At 46.7% G+C, this 19,483-nt stretch carries 15 protein-coding genes; 9 read left to right on the top strand and 6 right to left on the bottom strand.

The window, feature by feature from the left end:
• Positions 1-61: 61 nt before the first annotated feature.
• Positions 62-2,119, bottom strand: coding sequence for a TonB-dependent receptor (locus NE536_RS18645; RefSeq protein WP_261273630.1), 2,058 nt, complete (start codon positions 2,117-2,119; stop codon positions 62-64).
• Between the two features lie 664 nt (positions 2,120-2,783).
• Between NE536_RS18645 and NE536_RS18640 the strand changes: the two genes are divergently transcribed.
• Positions 2,784-4,367, top strand: coding sequence for a methyl-accepting chemotaxis protein (locus tag NE536_RS18640; protein WP_261273629.1), 1,584 nt, complete (start codon positions 2,784-2,786; stop codon positions 4,365-4,367).
• Between the two features lie 117 nt (positions 4,368-4,484).
• On the opposite strand, the gene NE536_RS18635 is transcribed toward NE536_RS18640, so the two are convergent.
• Entirely contained in the window at positions 4,485-5,603 is a 1,119-nt protein-coding gene (locus NE536_RS18635) for a hypothetical protein (RefSeq protein WP_261273628.1), read from the bottom strand.
• A gap of 225 nt (positions 5,604-5,828) precedes the next feature.
• On the opposite strand from NE536_RS18635, the gene NE536_RS18630 reads away from it, so the two are divergent.
• Together NE536_RS18630 and NE536_RS18625 are read left to right on the top strand one after the other, a co-directional pair.
• The gene (locus NE536_RS18630; RefSeq protein WP_261273627.1) at positions 5,829-7,370 is read left to right on the top strand and encodes an esterase-like activity of phytase family protein; all 1,542 of its coding nucleotides are present in this window, start codon (positions 5,829-5,831) and stop codon (positions 7,368-7,370) included.
• A 132-nt stretch (positions 7,371-7,502) separates the two neighbouring features.
• On the top strand, positions 7,503-8,393 hold the full coding sequence (locus NE536_RS18625) for a hypothetical protein (protein WP_261273626.1): 891 nt from the start codon (positions 7,503-7,505) through the stop codon (positions 8,391-8,393).
• On the opposite strand, the gene NE536_RS18620 is transcribed toward NE536_RS18625, so the two are convergent.
• On the bottom strand, positions 8,356-8,547 hold the full coding sequence (locus tag NE536_RS18620; RefSeq protein ID WP_261273625.1) for a hypothetical protein: 192 nt from the start codon (positions 8,545-8,547) through the stop codon (positions 8,356-8,358). The two genes, NE536_RS18625 and NE536_RS18620, sit on opposite strands and share 38 nt — an antisense overlap.
• A gap of 395 nt (positions 8,548-8,942) precedes the next feature.
• On the opposite strand from NE536_RS18620, the gene NE536_RS18615 reads away from it, so the two are divergent.
• A complete protein-coding gene (locus tag NE536_RS18615; RefSeq protein WP_261273624.1) occupies positions 8,943-10,334 on the top strand; it encodes a tetratricopeptide repeat protein in 1,392 nt (463 codons plus the stop codon).
• Between the two features lie 69 nt (positions 10,335-10,403).
• On the opposite strand, the gene NE536_RS18610 is transcribed toward NE536_RS18615, so the two are convergent.
• Positions 10,404-11,315 (bottom strand): bile acid:sodium symporter family protein, encoded by a 912-nt coding sequence (locus NE536_RS18610; RefSeq protein ID WP_261273623.1) that lies wholly within the window; start codon positions 11,313-11,315, stop codon positions 10,404-10,406.
• A 379-nt stretch (positions 11,316-11,694) separates the two neighbouring features.
• Between NE536_RS18610 and NE536_RS18605 the strand changes: the two genes are divergently transcribed.
• The 3 genes from NE536_RS18605 (at position 11,695) to NE536_RS18595 (ending at position 14,386) form a co-directional block, all read left to right on the top strand.
• A complete protein-coding gene (locus NE536_RS18605) occupies positions 11,695-13,032 on the top strand; it encodes a coproporphyrinogen III oxidase family protein (protein ID WP_261273622.1) in 1,338 nt (445 codons plus the stop codon).
• A 132-nt stretch (positions 13,033-13,164) separates the two neighbouring features.
• Positions 13,165-13,398: a helix-hairpin-helix domain-containing protein gene (locus tag NE536_RS18600; protein ID WP_261273621.1), complete on the top strand. Its 234-nt coding sequence runs from the start codon at positions 13,165-13,167 to the stop codon at positions 13,396-13,398.
• 46 nt (positions 13,399-13,444) lie between these two features.
• Entirely contained in the window at positions 13,445-14,386 is a 942-nt protein-coding gene (locus NE536_RS18595) for a DUF4424 domain-containing protein (RefSeq protein ID WP_261273620.1), read from the top strand.
• Positions 14,387-14,442: 56 nt separating this feature from the next.
• Here the strand turns inward: NE536_RS18595 and NE536_RS18590 are convergent, their stop codons facing one another.
• Entirely contained in the window at positions 14,443-16,443 is a 2,001-nt protein-coding gene (locus NE536_RS18590) for a ligand-gated channel protein (protein ID WP_261273619.1), read from the bottom strand.
• Between the two features lie 124 nt (positions 16,444-16,567).
• Between NE536_RS18590 and NE536_RS18585 the strand changes: the two genes are divergently transcribed.
• Entirely contained in the window at positions 16,568-17,581 is a 1,014-nt protein-coding gene (locus NE536_RS18585; protein ID WP_261273618.1) for a LysR family transcriptional regulator, read from the top strand.
• Between the two features lie 78 nt (positions 17,582-17,659).
• Positions 17,660-18,541, top strand: coding sequence for a patatin-like phospholipase family protein (locus tag NE536_RS18580; protein ID WP_063882372.1), 882 nt, complete (start codon positions 17,660-17,662; stop codon positions 18,539-18,541).
• Here NE536_RS18580 and NE536_RS18575 read toward each other — a convergent pair.
• A complete protein-coding gene (locus NE536_RS18575) occupies positions 18,525-19,466 on the bottom strand; it encodes a LysR family transcriptional regulator (RefSeq protein WP_261273617.1) in 942 nt (313 codons plus the stop codon). The genes NE536_RS18580 and NE536_RS18575 overlap by 17 nt on opposite strands.
• Between the last annotated feature and the right edge of the window lie 17 nt (positions 19,467-19,483).

Here is a 19,483-nt window from a genome sequence, read left to right as displayed (position 1 = left end):
ACCTCCACAGCATGCTGTGGAGGTTTTTTTATGGGTAAAATAAGTGCGTTAAATCGAGCGCTTAAAAGCGGTACATCACAGAGACACCGAGATTTCTGGGGTCGATAATCGCCGCATAACCATCGGGGTAACTGCGGCTGGCGGGTTCATTTACCGTCAATGCTTGCTCATCAAACAGGTTGTTTATAAAACCGCTGACTCTCCAGCTATCAGTTTGATAATCGAGGCTTAAGCGGGCAACCACATAGTCACCAGCCACCCGTGATTCGGTATTATTGATATCCGCAAAATACTCACCTACGTAGTTGCCTGAAAAACCGAAAGAAAACGCATCGCCCAACCAATATTTTAAGCCCGCATTGGCGGTCACGTGCGGCGCCGAGTTCAGCTGATTGCCGATAATGTCACCATAGCTAGGATCCGCTTGTTTGATCTCACTATCGAGCAAACCTACGCCCGAAATAAATTGCAGGTTATCGGTTAACATGGCACTAAATTCAGCCTCAATACCGTAGCTGACCGCTTTATCGATATTGGTAATTTTGCGGGCGCTATTAGACGCCTGATAACCATCAAAATCGTTGTAGAAGAGGTTGGCACTCAAGTTAACATCGCCATTGGCAAATGAGCTGCGACTGCTGAGTTCATAGGTATTGACGTACTCTTCGTCGTAATAGTAATACTCACTTTCGGCTAGCGACAGCGCACCACCGCCCGAGTTATAACCCCGGCGAACACTGGCCGCCAAGGTCGTGCTGTCATTCAGCGCATATTGCAACACCAGCTTGGGCAGGGTGACAGTATTGGCATCGTCGAGTTTTTCCTGCAATTGGCTGCCCTGATAGAGCATATTGAAGTTACGTAATTGCTCGTCACGCATCACGCGGCCGCCGACAGTAACCCAGAGTGACTCGGCAAGCCCATAGGTTATTTCACCGTAAATGGAGGTGGACTTAGTGCTGTCATCACCACTGTAAACGGAACTGCCAGTACTGCCAAAATCTTGGCTGCGTTTAAAGTACGCTAAACCCACAAAGCCGTTGAAGTCTTTATCTTTAAGGCCAAAGCTGTATTTACCATCGACAGTGTAACTCTGGTCGCTCATATCCACATATTGCTGCGCCGTGACAAGGGGTTCATAGGATTCAAAGCCCCAGTCATAATCCATATAAGCGACGATAAGATCTAAGGCGCGCCCTTCACCGAGGTCATAATCAACTTTCACTGAGTGAGTCGTCGATTTAGTCTCGATATATCGCTGGAAAATAGGCTTAAACGCCCAAGGATCATCACCGGTAAAATAGTTACGCCCAGAGTCACCTTTCTCATCATTGTATGAAAAGCTGTAGAGCACTTTGAGATCTTCAATCGCACTCGGCTGCCACAGGAATTTGCCGCGCCAGCGATTGGTGATCAGTTCATTTTGATCAAAAGTGGCGGGATTAGTCTCGTATTCCAAGCCTTTATTGAAGGTATTCCCTGTCACATTTTGTCCGCTCACCCTAAATGCCAACTCATCATCGAGGATCGGGCCTGAGAGCATCACAGCACTGTCGATAAAGTTATCTTGATTACGATAACCGACACGAGCCGCGCCTTGCCAATCGAAGGTCGGATCTTCGGTTTTAATAAACACTGTGCCGCCAATGCTGTTACGGCCGTTAATAGTCGATTGTGGGCCGCGATACACCTCAATTTGTTGGATATCCCATAGGCCAGTGTCACCAGTAAGATCGGCAACAAAAGGCTCAGCAACCCCATCGACTAAGGTGGATACCCGCGCCCGAGCGCCACCGGTAAAAGAGTTAAATCCAGAGGCAGAGCCGTTACCTGAAACCCCACGGATATCCGGCACAGAACCCGATAGCACCACCACGTTAGGTACTTCAGATAAAGCACTCGAGGTGGATTGATATTGACCGCTGTCGAGCGCTTCCTTGTCGATCACCGAAATAGAAGAGGTTGTATCCTTAAGACTACGCTCAATCTTTTCACCATAAACAGTAATCTTCTCAATAGGTTCAGAAGATTCAGCTTCTACGCCTGCATAAGCTGAAGATATCAACAAACTCGAAACTATTGCGGCAATTGCACTTATTTTAAACGCCCTGCATTCCATAAAAACCTCGACAGCAATCATTGATTAAACGGTGTTAGCTTGAAATGCCGACAATCTACATTAAAACAACCTTAAATCCAAATGATAACCAATATCATTTACATTAAGCTTGTGACTTTGTGACTGACCGCAAATTTGCGTGTGATGATAAGTAAAAGAGTGAACCGGGAATAATTGCGACTTACGTTGACAGGGGCTAGAGCTTGTTGACGTTTTGAGATTAAATTTTGTTCGCCCTGACAAGCTCGTAATCGCGAAACAAAGAGTGAAGTGCCGTTATTCCTCCCAAATGAGGAGCAGATCGTGTAATTGATAGTACGAGCAGGAGCTTGCCAGACGAACCCTTTGGGCAGCGTTTGCGTGTTTTGCGATCTGCGTCACAATCGTCTTTTGCACTGTTAATAAGCTGTAGAATGGCGGCTAACCCTGCTTTATTTTTACCTTAAAAATCAATTAACTGAGATATTATTGAATTTTAATTACACAATATATAGCAACCAGGACGTTATTTCAAACCAACACAATAATAACAACTCCTTTAAAAACATAAATTTACGTAAAAGACTCAGAATATCACCTTGCGACTGTGTAATTCCAAGCGTTAAAATGGCCGCCATATGTAATTTAATTACACCTCTCTTGATTTATACCTCAGTAGGCCACCATGTTTAACAATGCAAAAACCAGCACATTGACGGCGCTGCCTTCAGTATTTTCGAGTATTCTATTGATCATTATCGGTATTTTCTCCTATCGAGGCTTTGCCGAACTCAATGACACCAGCAGCAAACTGGTCAACAATACCCAGCTCGCCGAAACCTTCACTAGTGTGCGTGAATCCTTCTTTGAACTGCGTTTAGCAACATTAGTCCATAACACTGACGCCATCAGCTCACAACAACGAAATGTGCAGCGGCTCATAGAGAAACTCGCAAACTTCAACACCGATTTTATGGGGCCAGATGCCAGAACGATCCGTACGCTGTTGCCGCAAATTGAGCAATATGTGCGTCTGTATCAGCAAGAAATCAACTACGCCAAACAAACTGGCGCAGAGCCTGAACTAACACTCGAGCGCAAGGCCCTTGGACCCAAAGTAAGCAATGAGATTAATCAATTAGTTAAGTTGATCACTCAGCGAAACCATGATCTTGGCAAACAAGCCGAAGACAAAGTGAACGCCACCGAGGCATTGCTCCTTGGCCTAATCCTAATTGCCATCGTCGCCTCACTCCTTAGTGCACTCTTTATGAGCAAACGCTTAGTCAGGATAGTCAATGACATTAAGCGGGTAATGGAACGCCTAGCCAATGGCGATCTGACACATAAAACAAATATCAAAGGTGACAACGAACTCTGCTCACTCGCCACAGATCTCGATCGCGTTATCGATAATCTACGCCATATCATCTCGGATATTACCCAAGCCTCAGACCATATCTCAGATCAAATTGGCCAACTGAACGTGCAGTCTAATGCCAATACCCATGCATTGCAGACCCACGCGGTAGAAACCGACCAAGTCGTTACGGCCATGACAGAAATGAGCGCGACTGCCCACAATGTCGCAGGTGATGCTGCATCTGCCGCCCAGTTTACTCAGCAAGCCAATGAACAAGCAGATAGATCGAAGAAATCCGTTGAACAGGCCGCCAACACTGTGATTGCCTTAGTGACTAAAGTGGATGTCGCTGCCGATGCGATTAATGATATGAATGAAAACACCCGCCATATCGCTACTATCTTAGATGTGATTGGGGATATTGCCGATCAAACCAATCTGCTCGCGCTCAATGCAGCTATCGAAGCTGCCCGTGCCGGTGAACAGGGTCGGGGCTTTGCCGTTGTCGCCGACGAAGTACGTACGCTGGCCGCTCGCACTCAAGCCAGCACATCCGAGATCAATCAAATGCTTGAACGCTTACGCCACGGCGCCGACGCGGCCGTCACAGCAATGGAGCAAACCAAACAAAGTTGCCAACAAGCCGCCGACACCACGACTCTGGTAACAGAAAATCTCGATACCCTGACCACGTATGTGTTCGATATTAATGGGCTCAGTAATCAAATCGCGACCGCAGCAGAAGAGCAAAGCGCTGTCACCGAAGAGATAAATCGTAATCTGACCACCATTCGTGAAATGGTCGATGAACTGAATCAAAGCGGTAAAGCCACCCTCAATAGCGCAACCTCTTTGGCCGCGACGAAAGAACAACTCGTCGGCGTGGTCTCGCATTTTAAGCTTTAAGTTTATATTTACTCGTCCACTCTCGACACAAATCCCTTGCGTGTCATAACTCGCAAGGGATTTCGCTTAATTTTTATTGAGTCACTATTTAACTGCAAAGAACGTATCAAGTCACGGCTACTGAATTACAGCTGGCCCAATATCACAGCTAGCATCACGGGAGATAATTGCAGCATGAAGATTATGATCACCCTCTAATACGACTTTTCCTTGCTCGACAAAGGTAATGAGTACTTCTCCAGTATTAAGACGATGGGGAGTCGGCTTAGCAATATTGCCGAAACTAGGCTCAACCACTAATTCCTCAACACCTAATTGACCATTAGGGTTCAAACATCGACGCCACAGGGATAATCCACTACTGCCTTGAATTGGGTAAACATAATAAATATCAATATTACCATCTGGTCTGGTAATAGCCTTAGCATCGTGCACTGTCACATCAGTCAAGTTAATAGGTATAGCCTCTGTCCAAGTTTTCCCTAAATTATGGGATAATCTAAAATGGGTCTTAATGATATAGACAGATTTACCGCTGGGCTGAGTTTGACTTGTGCGGAAGGATTTTTGAAAAAAATAGACTATATCACCACCGGAGAAAGATGAAAGATAAGGCATAAAACCTGAACTATCTATATCCAATGGGCTATCAAATTTGACGCCATCATTACTTAGTGCAAAATAAAGACTGCAACATTTTTTGGCGGTATACACAATAGCAACACTGTTGCGACTAACTCGATGAAATTTAATATTACTTGATGGCGCAATCGCATCCTTTAATAATACCGGTTCTATTTCGACTAAAACCCCATTACGCAATTTGGCTCGAAATACATCAGCCTCAGACTTAAAGCTGCGGGCCTCAAGATAATACAACCAATCTTCGCCATTAAAGTTAACTAAACTCACGGACGAGACTATATTAGAAGGACTTTCAGGTAAAATATTGACTAATGAACCTTTATCTAACACGCCATGATCAAAATTTAAAGAAGTATACCTCAACCAAGCTTTTTCCATCTTATATCCACTCCAAGATTCATACACTAAAGTATTGGATGTTCCAGATTGGATTAGAGCACTTGCATATTGAATGGCGCTGGGATGCTCTACGCGCAGTATGCTTTCTCTTTTTAAAGGCAGTTCATTGCCACTCGCAGTAAATGAAAATGCAATAACAACATATATAATTACCCGCTTTATTATCATCCATTCACCAGGTAAATATTTCATATCTATTCATCCTTAAATATTGAATACCACTAAAAACTTCGGGTTCAGCCAATCAACGACGCCATCATGGGCTTTCATACACAACCAACACACTGTATTACTCGTGAGCACCGTATTCGTACTCGATACGTTAAGCGGCACACTTGTCACATTTAGTTCACAGCCTAACTTTATATTACCTGCCAACAACATAGCTAATCACTTTAAGAATCGGGATATATTAAGATGAAGAATGTGCTCGTCACCTCAGGCTTGTGCCTGTCAGTTTTGCTACTGAGTGCTTGTAATTCGGATGATAAAGACATCAATAGCCTGACCACACAAACCACCTTAATTGGCGGTGATGGCCACTGCTGGATGGGCGGCACTCGCACAGATTCGGGTCTTGATAGCAACGATAACGGCAAGCTCGACAGTAATGAAGTGGTTGAAAGTAGCTATGCATGTAACGCCGACCTGTTTACGGATAAAGCGGTGCATTTACCTTTCACAGTGCTGCGCGATGATTTAGACAATGGCGCTATGCCTGGAACTAAATTTGAAATTCGTAACGGCGGCTATGGCTCTGATGCAGCGCCCAACCCCAATAACCCAATTCAATTTTATGCCCTCACCGATCGCGGCCCGAATGCCGATTACAGTGGTAGTTTAGGCAAAGGAAAAATGTTTCCAACGCCGGACTACACGCCACGTATCGGTTTGTTTGAACTGCAGACCAATGGCACTATCACTAAGATCAAAGACATCTTATTTAAACGCCCTAATGGCAGCTTGATCACCGGACTTCCCAATAGCAGCAGCCTTGGCGGCACAGGAGAAATCCCCTATGACGCAGCAGGTGAAGTCATTCGTCAAGACATGAGCCAACCTTATAATGCCCAGACCAACCCCATCAAACTCGATGATTATGGGTTAGATTCCGAAGGTCTTGCAGCCATGGATGATGGCAGTTTTTGGGTCAGCGACGAGTATGGTCCACATATAGTGCATTACTCGGCTGAAGGCGTAGAAATAGCGCGTATTAATCCTTTCGCAGACGATGCACGCAACTTATATAGCCTGCCGGCAGAGTTTGCTCATCGCCGCGCCAACCGAGGGATGGAAGGGCTGACTATCACACCCGATCAGTCGACACTTGTGGGCATAATGCAATCGACCATTTCCAATCCCGATAAGAGTGTTAACAACAATACCCTCACTCGAATCGTGACTATCAACTTGGCGACCGGCGCTATTGGCCAATATTTATATCAGCAAGAAATTGCCCAGAACTCTAACTCAGCTATCGTTGCCTTAAGTAACAGCCAATTTTTAGTGTTAGAACGTGATGGCAAGTTTTTTAATATCGACACTGATGTGATGAAGCATGTGTACAAGATAGATATAAGCGGCGCGACGGATCTCGAGACCGTCACTGCACAAGCTGATATCGCCCAAGATGCGGCGTTAGGTTTAACCCTTAAAGGTAAAACCTTAGAACAGGTAGCGCTAAGCGATGGTTGGGAGGCACTTGCAGCCAATGGCATCATACCCGTGACAAAATCACTGGTGCTAGATATGGCCGCCAAAACACAATATCCCCATGACAAAATGGAAGGTTTGTGGCTAATTGATAATAAGCGTTTGGGTGTGCTAAATGACGACGACTTCGCCACTTGGAGTAATAACAACACCTTAGAACAGAAATATCTCGATAGTGCGCAAAGTGATATCGACGGCAACACTTTGTATATCGTTGACGACTTACCCTTATCGGCTGACAAATAACTATTAAGTATTCAGCCACATGAGTCATCACTGTCTTTAGTGGTGGCTTATGACACACTCAGGTTGTAATAGAAGTCGTTATCGCGAAAACATAAACCACCTTGCATCAGCACATCACTTAAGGATTAACCGATGAAAACAGCTTCACAGGCGATGATGTCATTCACGTTAGCCTCAACTGCCCTGCTAGCCTCATATGCAGCACAGGCCAATCCTGTTGAAACATCAAGGGAATATAAGTTACTGCTCGACCCAAGCCACTTTAATTACGCCACTCAAAGTACAACCGCCAATAACTATCTAACTGATGCTAAACAAGTCATTAGCAACGCTATCAGTCGTAATATCACAGGCTCTTGGGCATTAACCAAAACACGTCAAGTAGCCTTCTATGACACCCCAACCAGTTGTCAGTTAAAGCAGTTAGGTTATATCTTTCGTAACCGAACGAGCGATGGCAAAAGTGAAGTAACCCTTAAATTTCGCAGCCCTGACCGATTTATTGCTGACTTTGAAGATCTCAGCTCACCCGATAATCAAGCCGACACAAAACTCGAAGCCGACCTCAGTACCGATATCAATAATGGCATCCGCATCGTGTATAGCCATTCAACCACCACGCCAAACACCCGCACCTTAAATGATATGGCCGATGTAAATAGTCATTTCTCAGGCTTTGCCGACGCTTACGGTTTAAGTAACAATCTCACACTCGCCAAAGTCGGTGGCCTTACGATTAATGAATATGTGTTTGAAGGCAGTGAAATCGATTTAGGCAGCATAGACGCCTCACTCGAACTCACGCTGTGGTACACCAGCTCCCCAAGTGCCTCGCAGCAACCCGTTATTGCCGAAGTGTCCTTTAAATATAAAGATCCCAATGGCAATTACACCGCCAAAGTCGTGCAAAGAGCTAAGCTGGCTTTAGACGCTATGGCGCAAATGAGTGCGTGGAACTCAACGAGTTCACTGACTAAAACTGCTTTTATCTATGCAGCAACACCCAATTTTTGCAGTCAATAACGACACACAAATCAGCGTCGTTAACACTAATACCAATCGTATTAAATATCTGTTCATTCAGCGGGAGTTCAACGCGCTTTAGACAAGGCGAAGGCTTGAAGGCATAGTGGTGCTCTGTCGAAAGCCTTGAACGCAGTATAAAGCGCGTTGCCATGCCGTTAACATCAGCCGCCCTTCGGGAGCCTCACAGGCATCCCACTCCCGTGTTGCATTGACTTAAAAGGGAATAACCATTTCTGCGTCAATGCGCCTTGGATTGAAATGCCTGTGAGGCTCTGAACTGATTAGATATTTAATGTGATTGGTATAAGGCATAAAGCCGTAAAACGGCTATTGGGGCAGGTAAACTAGGTATCAAGGAAAATGTCGGTAGCTCCTTCAAACTGGCAATGCCACACATTAGTCACGGCAGTGCTATCGCTGCAATTCATCCGCAAGTCATAACACAGTGGCAAACAGCAGGGCTTGCTTGTAGCATAACAAGCCTCTATGTTAGCCAACTTCACTCGCACTACCGCTTGCAAGTACCCGCTTAACTACAAGGATGTTATGAAGATATTCACGATTGCGACTCTCCTATTACTGTTGACCCTAAGCTTTGCAGCAACGGCGGAAAAATCCACGCTGGAACAGTTATTTGAGCAACAACAATACGACGCTTTCTTGCAACAAGCGCAACAGCAAGCCGCAGAAAACAATGCTGAGGCGTTATTTCTCCTGGGTAAAGCCTACCATCTCGGCCGCGGCGTCCCCCAAGACAATGCCACCGCCAGCCAATACTATGAACAGGCCAGAGCCTTAGGTTCGGCCCGTGCCAGCCATAACCTAGGCAGTATGGCGCTGGATAATGATCGAAAAATGCTGGCCATCCCCCTGTTAGAAGAAGCGCTGGCGCGGGGTCTTAAACTACCGACCTTATATAACCTAGGGCGAGCACACAGTCCGGCAGATCCCATTTCAAGGTTCTATCTAACGAAAGCAATCGCAGCGGCGCAGCAAGCAGGGAGTTACTTTGGACAAGCCTTTGAACTCCAACCCGATAATCTCTATCTGGATAATGCCTCACGCGAGTATCTGCGCGCTTACTTAATAGCAATGCAAAGTGTCGGCAGCGAAAGAGAAAGTCTCGACCTCCCGCAGTTACGCCAGCAAGCCATAAAGTGGCTGGAATTGGGTATGGCAGCAGATAACGGTACGGCGTGGACAAACTACGGCGCCCTGCTGTTGAACGAAAATGACTACAGCGGTGCGAAAGCCGCATTTTTACAAGGTGCTAAGCGTCAAGTTGCCATCGCTAACTATCATTTAGGCAGTATGGAAGAGCGCGGTTTGGGCGCAGAAGCCGATAAAGTGCAAGCACTGGCATACTACGAGAAAGCGGCGTTAGCGGGCATGGAACAAGCGAAGGCTCCCGCTTATGAACTGCTTAAGTCACAACTGGAATATGAAGACGATCTCACTAAATTGGAACAAGGCATTGCCCGCTTTAATGCATTAAAACAGCAAGATCAGTATGTTCCCATCTCACTGGACTCAGTTATAAATCGGCTGGCGTGGGGCACGTTTCTGGCACAGCAGCGGCAACAGACTATTTCGCTACCAACAGCGGCCAAAACCCAATTAAGCTTGCAAGCCTGTGGTTTAGGCTACAACCAATTGCATGGCAGCACATACAATATTGGAGAAAACTCGCACTGGCGTATGGCGGCGTATCTAACCTTAGCTGACAAAATCGCTTTACCACTTGAAGGCAGAGTCGACGAACATGGCTGTGCCAGCTTAACGATTGCCATGACAGATCAGCTGTATCGCTTGTTACAACAAGGTGCCGTATTCGGATTGCGCTTTCCCAACTACACCCTGCCACTGGCATTAAGCCAGCAAGAAAATATCTTGCAGCTGACACTTATGCCCGTCGAGACCCCATTACCGGTTAATTAGTCACAGCAATTTAACCCTGTGGCCGCGCTTGCTAGGCCACAGGTATTGTCTATTTTCGCCAGCAACATCTTAATCTTGCGCTTCCCTCGCCCAATATCCCGCCAAGATGGCGCCTGATAGGTTATGCCATATCGAGAATATCGCGCTGGGGATGGCAGAAATAGGGCTAAAAAACTTGATACACAAAGCCGTGGCGAGACCGGAGTTTTGTAGGCCAACTTCGATGGAAATGGTTTTGCAGACTGTATGGTTAAAGCCTAATAAACGGCAGCAAAAGTAGCCTAAAGCGAGGCCTAAACCATTATGTAAGAACACTGCCAGCAAAATAATGGGGCCAACTTTATCAAACTGATTGGCATTTAATGCCACGATAATGGTAATCGCCATCACGATTGCCAAGATTGAAATCAACGGCAATGCGAGAGCGACTTTGGCCACCAGCGATTTAAAGAAATGATTGATGATCACGCCTGCGCTAACGGGGAATAGCACGATTTTCACTAAACTCAGCAGCATATCGGCGAAGGGGATATCGATCATTTCGCCAATCAACAGCTTAATAATCAGTGGTGTTAACACTACGCCCGCTAAGGTCGACAGTGCCGTCATAGTTATCGATAAAGCCACGTCGCCTTTGGCCAAATAACAGACCACGTTTGAGGCGGTGCCGCCTGCAACACTGCCCACCAACACCATGCCGATGGTGAGTTCCCTATCTAATCCTAATAACTGGCTGATCAATAATGCGCTGAGCGGCATGACCGAAAATTGCAGCACGAGTCCCGTAAGTACTGCACGTTTCTGTTTGAATGCATTAGCAAAATTCTGCAGATCTAAGGTGAGCCCCATAGAGAGCATGATGATCACCAACAGCGGCACTATGGCGGATTTAAGCTCAGTAAACCAACTCGGCATCAGATAAGCTGTCACTGCGCCTATCAGTGCCAACAGCGGGAAGAAGCGGTTTACGTTTACCAACATAGCTAGCCCTTTAGATCATGAGGTTATTTCATCGCTCGGATGATGACAGTCGAGCATTGGATAGACAAGCGCTAATCCGTAAGCAATAAAAGCCTTTAATGGTGATATTTTAATCTCCACATTTAGACTGACACCTTAAGTTAACTCCTCAAATTCACAGTAAATTCCTCCAAAAAGTACAGGTTAAAAATGCATGCTTAATCGCTAAAACATGATCTGCTTAACAAAAAGCCCGTGATTTCCTTGTTAGGAAACCGTAACTTATAACCAGTTCACGTTTTAACAATTGCATACGAGGTAGTCTAATTGCGCTAGGTGGTCGTGAATTACCTAAAGCAATTTCGGTGTTTACGGTTAGCACTCACAGATAGGAATCGTTATGTCATCAGTTATCCAAACGCTCAGCGGCGCTATCGCAACGCCTTATCAAGCGAATATTACCGTCCCTAACTGGATGCTCGGCTCGATGGAACGAGTCATGCAGTACTACGTCGATAAGAATCTTCGCCTCGATACCCTTTCCGCAGAAATGATGCCAGCGCCCGTAGAAGGCAAAAAGTATATGCTGTACGCGCATATCCCCTTCTGCCATACCCTGTGTTCTTACTGCACCTTCCACCGTTTTATGTTCAAGGAAGACAAGGCACGCGCCTATTTCATCTCATTGCGTAAAGAGATGGAAATGGTCAAAGCCCTAGGCTATGACTTTGAATCTATGTACATTGGCGGCGGCACCACCACAGTATTAGAAGATGAATTAGCCCGTACTATCGAACACGCGAAAACCCTATTCCCGAGCATTAAAGAAGTCTCCTGCGAGTCCGATCCGCAGCATTTAGACAGCCCAGGCTTTAAGCAACTCAAAGGCCTAGTGGATCGCATGTCCATCGGCGTACAAAGTTTTAATGACGATATTTTAAAAATGACTGACCGACTCGATAAGTTCGGTACGGGTCAACAAACCTTCGACAAGATCATGGGCGCCAAAGAGCTGTTCCCGATCATCAACGTCGATCTGATTTTTGGTTTCCGCGGCCAAACCGATGAAGTGATCCAACACGATCTCGACATGGCATCGCGTTTGGATCCAAGACAAATTACCACTTATCCGCTGATGATCACCCACCAGACTCGCAAGAGCGTGAAAGGCAAGTTAGCGGCGCCGCAGGCGGATATGGCTAACCAATATCGCCAGATCTTAAACAGCCTGAATGGCCAATATAATCAATTATCTGCATGGGCATTTGGTAAAACCGATGACGAAGGATTTGACGAATACGTTATCGATTACGACGAGTATTTAGGCGTAGGTTCAGGCTCATTCAGCTTCTTAAATGACACGCTTTATGTGAACACTTTCTCGCTGCGCAAGTACCAAGAACGCATTGCAGCTGGCCACATGGGCGTCGAGCAGCAAAAGAACTACAGCAAAAAAGATGTGATGCAATATCGCTTTTTGCTGGGCATGTTCTCCGGCCGTTTATCACGTAAATATTTCCGCGACACCTTTGGCGTCAACTTAGATACCGCCTTGTTTAAAGAAATGACCTCGATGAAGTTAATTGGCGCGATTAAAAATGATCCAACCGATCCCGACAAGCTGATCGTCACCGATAACGGCAAGATGATGGGTCTATTGATGATGAAAGAGTTTTACGCCGGTATGGATAACGTACGCGCCCAATTGCGTAAACCGCTCAAACCCTGTGATATGTAACACTTATTGATGATTATTGATTCATAAAGACTAAACAGGCCCTTCGAGGGCCTTTTTGTTAACTCGGTTTAAAGGTAGTCTTGCCCAGTTCTATTAATTGAGCACAATCCCAACAATAAAGGAGTATTCGTTATGGGTTTTAATGAACAAGAAAAACATGCTTTATTGGCACTCAAAGGCGTTGGCCCCACTGTGATAAAGCGCTTCGAAGAAATAGGTATCAGTTCACTGCAACAACTGGCACAACACGAAGTGGATGATATCGCGAACTTAGTAGCCAGCATGCTGCGCACTACTTGCTGGAAAAATAGCCCACAAGCGCGAAATGCGATAAGTGCGGCCATCGACCTCGCCCGCGCGCAATAATCGTTCCCCATTGATACTAAAACATCCAACTAGAGTTAAGAAGTACATGTCAGCACACTTAGCCATACCCCTTTTTGCTATAGTTTTACTCGTCTACGGAGAAACTGCCTCTGCCAACGATAGCAGTTTTGGCGATGCTAATGGCTCTATTACCTTGAAATATCAGCCTAATATCAGTATGGATAAAGAGTCCCTCTTCATCAGCGAGACCGAAGTCAGGGTCGATTATGTGTTTACCAACACCAGTTCGCAGGATCTTATCGTCCCCATCGCCTTCCCCATGCCACCGATGTTTTTTGGCTCCGCCGATCACAGCAGCATTGATAACTTCACCCTTAAAGTGAATGGCAAAACCCAGCCAACTCAGCACAGGCTGGTGGCCCAACTTGCCGATAAAACCGATATTTCAACCGAGCTGAAACAGCTTGGCTGGGGGGTAGATGAAGTCGCTTACTTTGCCGAATATGCCGAAGTCCCCGAGGGCAAACCCGCACTCCCCAAGCAATGGTTGGATGAGGACCAACAAATCGCCTTTACCCTAAGTGATTACTTTGTGTGGGAACAAACCTTTCCCGCGGGCCAATCTGTCGCTATCAGCCATAGCTACACGCCAAGCCTCTCAACGGGCATCCCCGATACTGCCAGTAGTATTATTGATACTTACACTGAACTGGCCTGTTTAGATGAAAGCGCCAAGCAAGGGATTAAGAAACGCAATCTCATCGTCAAACAAGACGGTGAAGATCAGGAGATTGGCGTCGAATGGAGCCACCTTAGCTATATTTTGGTGACGGCCAATAACTGGCAAGGGGCGATTAAGGACTTCAAACTCACCGTGAAAAAATCCCAACCCACAGATCTCATCAGCTTGTGTTTTGATGGCGAGCTTAAAAAAACCGATCCACTCACCTTTGAATTCCAACAAAAACAGTTCACGCCAAAGCAAGATCTCAGCATACTGTTTATTCGTAAACCGAATATTGAATAATCAGAAAAGAAGCCAGCTAAGTGCTGGCTTCTTTCAGGACGAGATATGTTTTTAATTTAAAAACTGTAGGTCATACCTAACCAATAGCGGCGGCCGTCTTCGATATAACCGTATTCTTCTTGGGTAATGTCCTTATCGAAGGCGTTGTAAATACCCGCGCTAAATTTCAGGCTATCGTTCAACTGATAGTTAGCGCCTAAATCTAGCAGAGTGTAAGAAGGGGCGATTAAACTGCTCGATGACGGTCCCGTCGTCGGTTGGCTCTCTTCGCCACGGTAGTTCACTCTCAACCAAGTGCTTAAGTTATCAATAGGCTCGTAGTTGAACGACGCTTGGATCAAATGCTTAGGCAATTGATTCAATGGGCTACCTTTGTAAGCACCCGTCTTTTGCTCTGAATCCGTGTAAGTGTAGTTACCCGTAAAGCTCAGGTTTGAGCGAATCCGATAGTCGATACTCAGCTCAATCCCTTGAGTCACAGCATCGTCAATATTCACGTAAGTGGTTGGGTCGGAACCAAATTGATTGGGACCATCGGTACATTGAGTCGCAGGACAGGCCACGCGAGTGATCTTGTCTTTAAACTCGTTATAGAACACACCCGCACTGGCGGTAATGCTCTCGGTCAGATCCGAATACACACCTAACTCATAGTTCACAGAGGTTTCGGGTTGTAAATCTGGATTACCGTACATGTTGCCGCCACGGCTCACTTGTCCCCAATCGGGCACTGTCTGGCGCAAACTCGGCGCCCTAAAGCCCGTCGACACACCGCCCTTTAAGGTGGTGCTGTCAGTTAATCCCCACACGCCGTAAACACGCGGGCTGACATGGTGACCAAAGTTTTCATCGTCATCCAAACGCAGCCCCATGGTCAGGGCAAAGTTATCGACTATGCGCCATTCATCCTCAGAAAATACCGACCATTGTCTGCGGCTGATATCGGTTAAATCACTGACCTGATTGCCGGTTTCGTCAGTTAAATCTTGATGGTTAAATGCCGCACCAAAAGTCGCCGTATGGCTTTGGCCTAAGGTGGTGATCAGGCTAGATTGCGCATCCGTGTTAGTGATCTTCATCTTGCGGGTTTTGTTATCAAAAACCTCATGCTTGATATAAGAATCCGAGGTACCAAAGTCCCAACGCCCTGTGTGTGACAGCGAAATGGTGCTGTTTTCGTATTCTGTCGTTGAAGATTGAGGACAACCGCGACGACCACAGGCTTCGCCCGGCGCCAGCGGTGTAACGGTTTTGCCTAAGCTGCTGTCGAGTTCTTGGTTTGACACCCCAACTTCGAGCATGATGTCGTGGTTTTCATTAGGGGTGAGCGCAAAACGCGCGGTCAGATTCGTCGCATCACGGCCACGGTAACCGCCGTAGATATTATCTTCTTCGCGCTGAGTATATTGACCGTAAAGTTGCATCCCCAGCAGATCTTTAATCAAGCCACCGTTGACGAAAAAGTTACTCTGGTACACATTTCCTGAGGTCGACTTTTCCTGCAATGTCGTGTCGAGTCGCACTTCACCCTGCCACTCGTTCGGCACTTTACGGGTGATAATGTTGATCACGCCGCCAATGGCATCCGAACCATAAAGTGATGACATAGGCCCGCGAACAATTTCAATTCTATCGATGGCCGCCAATGGTGGAGTCCAAGCACCTTCAACACCTGGACCGTCGCTGTTAGTACGTGTCTCGCGCGAAGATTGGCGTTTACCATCCACTAAAATTAACGTGTATTGGCTGCCCATGCCCCGCAGGCTGATGTCCTGACGGTCAGCGCCGCCGGTAATCACTACACCGGGGACTTCTAACATGGCATCGGTTAAGTCGCGGTAAAAGCGGTTATCCAGATCCTCACGGGTGATCACACTGATAGATGCGGGTGCGTCGCGAATTTGTTGTTCAAATCCCGATGCAGTCACCACGATTCTTTCCATCATCTTTTCTTTATCAGGCGCGGTATCCGCAAGGACATTTGTCGCAGATACTGCGGGCAACAAACATAAAGCGGTGATCACTTGAGCGAGGTACTTCTTACGACTTAACAACATAACCGACAAGTCTCCATTGGGTACAGATTGTAAATGAGAACAATTTTCAATACGGCAATGTATCCCTATGTTACAATCAGCTCAAGTTAGACTTTAGGTATTCACTTGTAAGAGTTACTTAAAAATGAATAAAAACATGATCAAAGGCATGATCGTTTTTGCGGCAATAGCTGAAAAGGGCTCAATGAGCGCCGCAGCGCAGCAATTAAATCTCAGCTCGTCGGCGGTGAGTCAACAAGTAACTAAGCTCGAAATGGACATGGGGATCAGTCTATTCCATCGCAATACTCGCAATCTTACCCTTACAGAGGCGGGCAGCTTGTTCTATGAGAATTGCTGCAAAGTCATTGCGATAGTCGAAAGCACTGAGCAGAAACTCAATAACTTGAAAGGGATTCCTTCGGGGGAATTAAAGATTGCCGCGCCCATAGGTTTTGGCGGCGGCTTGTTGAGCGAGCCCTTTAACTACCTATTAGCGGCGCATCCGCAGATAAGTTTGAATTTACTGCTACAGGATGGCCCAATAGATATAGTCAACGAGGGCATAGATCTGGCGATTTGTATCGGTCCTTTATCAGATTCCAACTTAATTGCCCGCCACTTAGCCGATTGGCGCATGTTGCTGTGCGCCTCACCCGATTATCTGCCAATGCATAAAATTTTTAAGCATCCCGCTGAATTGGCGGCCTTTAATCGCATTAATCACCCCTGCGCTAACAGTGAAACCTTAACTCACGTCCGCAACAAAGAATGCTTCGAGCTGACAAGCCAGCGCATTACGGTCAACAATATGCAGGCATTAATCCAACTCACTCTCGATGGTCTCGGATTTGCCGCCCTGCCCGAACCTGAAGTGCACAAATATCTCGAAAGCGGCCAGCTTGTCACCCTCTTACCCGAGTGGTCACTCAATACCTACAGCGTTTATAGCGTCACTTCGGCGCGGGATAAGCAGCCCGCGAAAGTGAAAGAAGCGCTCAATACACTTAGCCAATACTTCAGTCAGGCGGATTTTACCCCTGCCGTTCAATCTAAACAGCCTGTTCAAAATGGTGGCACAAAGGATTGCGTGACCAATATTTTACCCATAAAGCCCAAGCAAGCGTCCCATCACACCAACGTCGATCACGCATCTTAAGTGTGCCTTTTGCGCATTCATTTCTGCGCTAAGCTGAGGTATTCTGCTGGGATAAACCAATAAAAAAGATGTAACTCAATGAAAGATGTGGCCTTAGTGTTGGAAGGTGGCGGCCTTCGAGCCATTTATACCGCAGGTGTGTTAGACGCGTTTTTGCAGCAGTCGCTCAACTTCAGCTATGTGATTGGGGTGTCTGCGGGCGCCATTTATCCAGCTTCCTATGTGTCACGCCAATTTGGGCGTAATCTTCAAATTCAGCAGCAATATCTCAACGATAAACGCTATATGGGCCTGCGCCATTGGTTGGCGACAGGCAACTATGTCAACACAGACTTTACCTATCGCCGCATGGCCTATGAGTTACTGCCATTTGATTTTGATACATTTTTAAATAGTCATACCGAATTTAAGGTCGGCGCCTTTAACTGCAATACAGGGAAAACCGATTACTTCGGTATGGCCGATTTTAATGACCACGATAAATTACTCGACGTGCTCATCGCCTCCTCTAGCCTGCCTTTTATGTCTAAACCCAGCGTGATTAACCAACACCATTACCTCGATGGCGGCATCGGCGAACCGATACCGTTAGCGCAATCACGCAAAGATGGTTATGCACGCCAAGTGGTGATCTTGACTCAAGATCAGCATTACCAAAAGTCCGCAATGAAAATGAATTGGTTAGCCCACAAAGCCTACAAACGCTACCCCGCAGTTGCCCATGCGTTAAGTGAGCGCCACCGAGTTTATAATCACGCATTAACCGAGTTAGACCAAGCCGTTGCAGCGAATAACGCCTTTGTGATCCGCCCAGCACTGCCGCTTAATTTATCCAGGCTCGATCGCAATATCGATAAAGTGACCGCCGTCTATCAACAAGGGCTAGCGGATGGAAAAGCAGTCTTACCCACATTAACCGCTTGGTTAGCGGCGCCAAAAGAGCCTAAACCCGAGGCGTAATCGACGGCAGCACTTGGCTAATGATCAACTCACGTAGCCATTTATGGCTCAAGTCATGCTCGAAGTGTTTATGCCACATCAATAAATACGCGCCGGGGATCAGCTTGATAGGAGATGGTAAAGACTGAAGCTCGAAGGATTTCATCACAGCAAAGGCATAACGGGACGGCGCGCAAAGAATTAAATCGCTTTGTTCACACAGGGCCATAGCACTCTGAAAGTCGGTCATGTTCACGGCGATATCGCGCTGACGGCCCTCAAGTTGCAGCACATCATCCAACAACCAATGCTCTATGCCACCAAAAGCCACTTGCAGATGGCGATAGCTCAAGAAGGTGTCTAGATTCCACTCTTGTGCTAACGCCGGATGATCGCGGCGCATCAAGCACACAGTATAATCCTGCACTAACTCGACATGGCACAAGTCATCGGGAATATGACTCACATGCATGGGCGAACGCTCGTCCCACTCGCGACAACCTATGGCTAAGTCGATGTCACAGCGCAGTAATCTGTCCATAGTATCGAGCCGCCAGGTTTGGCAATTGAGACTCACACCGGGCGCTTGGGCGAGCAGCGATGGCATAAAATGCGGGAAGGTCAGCGAGTATGTGGTTTCAACCAAATGCATTCTAAACTGTCGCTGACTTAAGGCGGGCTCGAAGGTGTCGGGCAGCGTAAATTGCGCCAATTGCTGTAAACATTGGCGCAATTCAGGCGCGAGGGACAAAGCCTTAGGCGTTGGCTTTAAGCCGTAGGCGGTGCGCTCAAACAGAGGATCATCAAACACTTCCCTCAGGCGTGTCAGTTGTTTACTCACCGCCGACTGGCTCAAATGCAAACGCGCCGCAGCGGCCGTCACACTTTGTTCCTCAAGCAGGATTTCAAGTACGGGTAGTAAATTCAGATCCAAACGTTTTAGCATCTATCCCTCATTTACCC

Source organism: Shewanella septentrionalis (assembly GCF_025370265.1).
Classification (GTDB): domain Bacteria; phylum Pseudomonadota; class Gammaproteobacteria; order Enterobacterales; family Shewanellaceae; genus Shewanella; species Shewanella hafniensis.
This window is presented reverse-complemented; position numbering and strand designations above follow the sequence as displayed.